The organism is Mycobacterium sp., from assembly GCF_049673265.1.
In the GTDB taxonomy this organism is placed as follows: Bacteria; Actinomycetota; Actinomycetes; order Mycobacteriales; family Mycobacteriaceae; genus Mycobacterium.
Map to the genome: position 1 here is coordinate 1 of NZ_JBATXN010000060.1, position 4,636 is coordinate 4,636.

7 protein-coding genes and 2 pseudogenes are annotated in these 4,636 nt (G+C 65.9%); 3 read left to right on the forward strand and 6 right to left on the reverse strand.

What is annotated here, in order from left to right; translation table 11 throughout:
* Both WBF82_RS02070 and WBF82_RS02075 read right to left on the reverse strand, forming a co-directional pair.
* Positions 1-387 (reverse strand): annotated as a pseudogene (locus WBF82_RS02070) (gephyrin-like molybdotransferase Glp); the annotation flags it as partial.
* Between the two features lie 49 nt (positions 388-436).
* On the reverse strand, positions 437-1,345 hold the full coding sequence (locus tag WBF82_RS02075) for a UTP--glucose-1-phosphate uridylyltransferase (protein ID WP_424381442.1): 909 nt from the start codon (positions 1,343-1,345) through the stop codon (positions 437-439).
* Positions 1,346-1,369: 24 nt separating this feature from the next.
* Between WBF82_RS02075 and WBF82_RS02080 the strand changes: the two genes are divergently transcribed.
* Positions 1,370-1,966 (forward strand): 5-formyltetrahydrofolate cyclo-ligase, encoded by a 597-nt coding sequence (locus WBF82_RS02080; protein ID WP_424381443.1) that lies wholly within the window; start codon positions 1,370-1,372, stop codon positions 1,964-1,966.
* Here the strand turns inward: WBF82_RS02080 and WBF82_RS02085 are convergent.
* A complete protein-coding gene (locus tag WBF82_RS02085) occupies positions 1,963-2,679 on the reverse strand; it encodes an HNH endonuclease family protein (RefSeq protein WP_424381444.1) in 717 nt (238 codons plus the stop codon). The two genes, WBF82_RS02080 and WBF82_RS02085, sit on opposite strands and share 4 nt — an antisense overlap.
* 62 nt (positions 2,680-2,741) lie before the next feature.
* Between WBF82_RS02085 and WBF82_RS02090 the strand changes: the two genes are divergently transcribed.
* Positions 2,742-3,080: an FmdB family zinc ribbon protein gene (locus tag WBF82_RS02090; RefSeq protein WP_424381445.1), complete on the forward strand. Its 339-nt coding sequence runs from the start codon at positions 2,742-2,744 to the stop codon at positions 3,078-3,080.
* A gap of 65 nt (positions 3,081-3,145) precedes the next feature.
* Positions 3,146-3,817, forward strand: a complete 672-nt coding sequence (locus WBF82_RS02095) for an SAF domain-containing protein (protein WP_424381446.1) — start codon at positions 3,146-3,148, stop codon at positions 3,815-3,817.
* Positions 3,818-3,835: 18 nt separating this feature from the next.
* On the opposite strand, the gene WBF82_RS02100 is transcribed toward WBF82_RS02095, so the two are convergent.
* From WBF82_RS02100 to WBF82_RS02110, 3 genes and pseudogenes are all read right to left on the reverse strand, one after another.
* Positions 3,836-4,261 (reverse strand): MscL family protein, encoded by a 426-nt coding sequence (locus tag WBF82_RS02100; protein WP_424381448.1) that lies wholly within the window; start codon positions 4,259-4,261, stop codon positions 3,836-3,838.
* Positions 4,262-4,401: 140 nt separating this feature from the next.
* The gene (locus tag WBF82_RS02105) at positions 4,402-4,548 is read right to left on the reverse strand and encodes a hypothetical protein (RefSeq protein ID WP_424381447.1); all 147 of its coding nucleotides are present in this window, start codon (positions 4,546-4,548) and stop codon (positions 4,402-4,404) included.
* A gap of 7 nt (positions 4,549-4,555) precedes the next feature.
* Positions 4,556-4,636, reverse strand: a pseudogene (locus tag WBF82_RS02110) (molybdenum cofactor biosynthesis protein); the annotation flags it as partial.

The window sequence follows — 4,636 nt, forward strand, 5'->3', positions numbered from 1 at the left end:
GGCCAGCGTCGGCAACGGGGCGCCGGTCTGCACTCGCACGGTCTGGCCCGGTTGCAGCCGGCTCGGTGTGCGCGTGCCGGCTTCGATGGTGCCCATCACCGGCAGGGTGACTCCGCCGGGCCTCGACGACGACTCCTCCGGGACTGCGTGCAGATACTCGTCGCCGGTTTGACCGTTGGACGGCTCCGGCTCACCGACGTCGAGCACATCGACGCTGCGGACCGCATAGCCGTCGATTGCGGCCTGGTCGAAACCGGGCAGTGGACGCTCGGTCACGACTTCTTCGGCGCACATCAACCCCTGCGCCTCGGCGATGGCAACGCGCATCGGTCTCGGCGCCACCGCGGCGGCCGACACCCGGGCTTGTTGCTCTTCCACCGAACGCACAGCGCGCCTTTCTGCCGTCAACCGGTCGGCACACTCGTCGCCGGGCGCCCTAGTTTTCGGCCAGGCCCAATCGAGTCACCAGCCACCGGCGTAACTCCGGGCCGTAATCGTCACGGTCCAATGCAAAGTCAACCGCAGCCTTGAGGTAGCCGCCGGGATTTCCCAAGTCGTGTCGGGAGCCACGATGCACGACAACGTGCACCGGCTGGCCTTCTTTGATCAATAACGCGATCGCATCGGTGAGCTGCATTTCCCCGCCTGCGCCCCGATCGATGCGGCGCAACGCGTCAAAGATGCTGCGGTCGAGGACATATCGGCCCGCCGCCGCATACAACGACGGCGCGTCGCCCGGCTTCGGCTTTTCCACCATGCCGTTGACCTTCAGCACGTCCTTGTTTGCCCCGGGCACCCGCTCGACGTCGAAAACGCCGTAGGCACTTATCTCCTCGGGCGCCACCTCGATCGCACACAACACCGTGCCGCCGTACTCGGCGCGCACGTCCGACATCGTCTCGAGCACGCCGGTCGGCAACACCAAGTCGTCGGGCAGCAACACTGCTACGGCGTCCTCGTCGACTGCCAGCACCGGCTCCACGCAGCTGATCGCGTGCCCGAGACCGAGAGGCTCGGCCTGCACGACGGACTCGACTTTGATCAGCCCCGGTGCGCGACGGACTTTTGCCAGCATCGCCTTCTTGCCCCGCGCCTCCAGCGTCCCCTCGAGAACCAAGTCTTCGACGAAATGCGCGACGACGCCGTCCTTGCCCTCGGAGGTGATGATCACCAGCCGTTCGGCGCCGGCCTCCGCGGCCTCGGCGGCCACCAACTCGATGCCGGGCGTGTCGACGACGGGTAACAGTTCCTTGGGCACCGTTTTGGTCGCGGGCAGGAAACGGGTGCCCAAACCGGCCGCGGGAACGATCGCGGTGCGGGGAACCGAAGCCTGTGCGGGTGACATCGTTGAAACCCTATCGTTGACCCTGTGGCGACCGCGGGCAAGGCCGCATTGCGAGAACTACTGTTGGCAGCCCGGCGTTCGGTTCCAGACGACGTCCGGGCCGAGGAGGCCCGATCGTTGGCCGACCACGTCAACACGGTGGTAAGCAGCGACATCACGGTGTGCGCCTACGTGCCCGTGGGCGCCGAGCCAGGGTCGATCGAAATGCTGGATGCGCTGCTGCGACGCGTCGGCCGCGTGCTGCTGCCGATCGCGCGCACCACCGCCGACGAATCCCCGGTGGCGCTGCAATGGGGTGAATACCGGCCCGGACAGCTGGTGGCCGCCCGGTTTGGACTGCTCGAACCGACCGAGCCGTGGCTGCCGTCGACAACCCTGGCCGAGGCGAGCGTCGTGCTGGTTCCGGCGCTCGCCGTCGACCGAGCCGGCGTGCGGCTGGGCCGCGGCCGCGGCTACTACGACCGCACACTGGTGCACCGCGATCCGCAGGCGCGCCTGATCGCGGTGATCCGCGATCAGGAGCTGGTCGAGGAGTTGCCGCGCGAGCCGCACGACGTGGCGATGACGCATGCGCTGACCCCCGCCCGCGGCCTGATCGAGCTGGGCGGAAGTGCTGCTTAGCAAGACTGCAGCACGCGGCGCATCGCGTCTTTCTCGTTGGCCGACACCGACAGCTGGTAGTCCGTCTTGACCTCGACCTGGCGGGCGACAAACGCACACCGAAACGCCGCGTTCGGCGGCAACCATGAAGCGGCGTCGCGAAACGCCTTGTCGAAGTTGGCCTGACCGGCGACGGCCAACAGATTGCGCGGGTCGTTGGCGAAGTCTCTGCGCCGCTGGTCTTCCCAGAACCGTGCGCCCTTGTACCAGGCGTCCGACAGCGACACCACGTGATCGATCTGCACGGCGGGCGAGCTTTCCGGCCCGCGTACAAAGACGACGGTCGCTGCTGTGTAGGGATCGTGCAGGACGCCGCGCTGCGCGAAGCAGGTGCCAGGCCGCACCTGCAGGTCGGCCAGGTCGCGACGCAAGATGTCGTCGCGGGTGTTGCACCCGTTGTGGCCGAACTCCACGTTGACGTCGTCGCTCCACGGCTCGCCGAACCGGGCCCGTTTGAAATCATGAAAGCGGTCCCAGCCCTTGACGGGCAGTCCATCGAGCTGGCGCCGAGCCACGCCGAAGGCCGGGTTGGCGGGAAACTCCTGCGGGACGGGTTTTTGGCCTGGCTCGTCGTGGAGGCAGAACCACCCGACGCCGACGGCGATCGCGACGATGATTACCCAGGCCAGCGTGTCCCGGTACCGGCCACGCCCGACGGGAATGACACGCGCCACATAGCGGTTCTAGCACTTGAGACTGTAGAGTGCTAATCGTTTAGACCACCACGGAGGTTTCTGTGCCGACTTACAGCTATGCGTGCACCGACTGCGGTGACCGCTTCGACGTGGTTCAGGCCTTCACTGACGACGCCCTGAGCACCTGCGAGAAGTGCTCCGGTCGGCTGCGCAAACTGTTCAACTCCGTCGGGGTGGTGTTCAAGGGCAGCGGCTTCTACCGCACCGACAGCCGCGAGTCGGCGAAAAGCTCGACCAACGGCTCCGCCAAGACCGGCTCGTCGTCAGGCACCGACACGTCGAGTAGTGGCGAAAAATCCAGCTCCTCGGAAAGCTCGAGCACATCGAGCACCAAATCGGACTCGGCGAGCGCCAAGTCGGCGTCCGCCGCCGCCAGCTAGCCGATTATCCACAAGCGGCGTGCCAGCGTCCGCGGGTATAAGCCGGCCCCACTTACCGTTGCGGCATGGCGGAATCCTTCACATCGCTGAATCCGTCGCTGCCGACTCGAATTTCGCAGTGGCTGCACCCGGACTGGTCGCGAACCGTGCTGGCCCGCCGAATTGCCGCGGCCGGGCTCGTCGTCCTCGCCGGTGTTGCGGCACTGCGGCACAACCCGGACGGTGACCGCGCTCAGGTGGTGGTCGCGGCCCGCGATCTCAGCCCGGGCACCGCGCTGACTGCCGACGATCTCCGACTCGAAAACCGTTTGGTCCCAACTATTCCCGATGGGTCACAGTCAGACGTCGGCACGGTCGTCGGGTCCACGCTGGCCGGGCCGGCGCGGCGCGGTGAAGTGCTGACCGACGTGCGGTTGCTGAGCCGCCGCTTGGCCGAGTCGGCGGCGGGGCCGGATGCCCGGATTGTGCCGGTGCACCCCGCCGACAGCGCACTGGCCGACCTGGTGCGCCCTGGCGATGTCGTCGACGTGGTCGCCGCGTCAGAGTCGGCATCCCAGTCCAACCCGAAGGGGCCCAGCGTCATAGCCACCGATGCGATCGTCGTGCTGGTTTCGGCGAAGCAAAAGGCCGCAGCCGCAACCGGCGACCGGGTGGTGCTGGTGGCACTGCCGGCCGCCTCGGCCAACGCGGTGGCCGGCGCCGCATTGACGCAAACCATGACCCTCACCCTGCATTGAGCACAGGTGAAGGATCTTTCAGGCGGCCGCCGGCTGGTCGCTGGCACAGTACTTGCACTTGTGCGCGGCCTCAGGGATGTCGGACATGCACTCGCCACACGCCTTGGTCGCGGGCTCATCACCGAACACGGTTACCCCACGGCGCTTCTGGATGTGCTTGTAGGGCAACACGATTACCACGTAGATGGTGGTCATGAAGACTATGAAGTAGACAATCGCCCCGATGAACGCTCCCATGTCGACGAAAGTCTCCTTATTGCCTGCATTGCCGAGCTGCCAGCCCAACCCGAAGGTGGTATGGGGCTGTGCTGCGGCGACCAGCGGATTGATCACACTGTCGGTGAAAGCCTTGACCAGGTTCGAGAAAGCCAAGGCGACGACCAAACCAACAGCGACGGTGATCACATCACCCCGCATTACGAAATCCCTGAATCCTTTAAACACGAAAGCCACCTCCATCGCCACGGGTTACTAGGGCGACACAAGATCGCCCGCAAAAACCGTATGTCCCTAGGAGGGTGATTGCGGGCGTTGCGGCGAATTAGTCACGCAAGGGTAGTCATGCTGTGACATCGGCGAGCCGTTCAAATGTGGTGCGGGGGTACGTTCTCCCTCAGCCACTGTTCGCGACGATCGGGGTCGCGATCAGCGTCGTCGCTCGACTCTTGCGGCAGCTCTGCCCCGAATATCTCGTCGAGCTTGCTTCGGTCGGCGCCGCGCGGGCTGGTCATGCCGGAGTCAAATCTCCAAGCTCGAGAGTTGGGCGATTATCCCGACCGCCAGCGGATTCAACGTCGCCATACCGTCGCGCACCGCGTA

Bases quoted from the DNA above. Each gene is read 5' to 3' on its own strand.
- WBF82_RS02075 (WP_424381442.1), bottom strand. From the start codon at position 1,345: ATGTCACCCGCACAGGCTTCGGTTCCCCGCACCGCGATCGTTCCCGCG.
- WBF82_RS02095 (WP_424381446.1), top strand. From the start codon at position 3,146: ATGGCGGAATCCTTCACATCGCTGAATCCGTCGCTGCCGACTCGAATT.
- WBF82_RS02105 (WP_424381447.1), bottom strand. From the start codon at position 4,548: ATGACCAGCCCGCGCGGCGCCGACCGAAGCAAGCTCGACGAGATATTC.